The organism is Vibrio sp. 378, assembly GCF_033339435.1.
In genome coordinates, this window is sequence record NZ_JAWOUO010001184.1 from 1 (window position 1) to 519 (window position 519).

A 519-nucleotide genomic window follows, 5' to 3' on the forward strand; every position below is an offset into this window, starting at 1 on the left:
TTACTCACAAACAATGAACGACTGGGGACACATTACCGTCCCAAACATGTGGCAAATGGAAGGCCACGGCGATCTGCAATACACCGATGAGGGCTTCCCATTCCCGATCGACGTCCCGTTTGTACCAACCGACAACCCAACGGGCGCTTATCAACGCACATTTACACTTGGTCCACAGTGGGATAACCAACAAACCATCATCAAGTTCGACGGCGTGGAAACCTACTTTGAAGTGTACGTAAACGGCGAGTACGTCGGCTTTAGTAAAGGCAGCCGACTCACAGCGGAATTCGACATTTCCAAGTTCGTCCAACAAGGCGAAAACTTACTCTCTGTACGCGTGATGCAGTGGGCCGATTCCACTTACATTGAAGACCAAGACATGTGGTGGACGGCGGGGATCTTCCGTGATGTTTACCTTGTCGGCAAAGAAGCTGTTCACGTCCAAGACCTAACAATTCGCACCGATTTCGCCCACGATTACCAAAGTGCGACCCCCAGTCCTCAAACCGAATTTGA

Annotated in this window: 1 protein-coding gene; it reads left to right on the forward strand. The window is 50.7% G+C overall.

Annotated elements, in window-relative coordinates; translation table 11 throughout:
* A partial coding sequence (locus R7Q48_RS31050; protein WP_411979325.1) for a sugar-binding domain-containing protein occupies nt 1-519 on the forward strand: 519 nt, incomplete at both ends.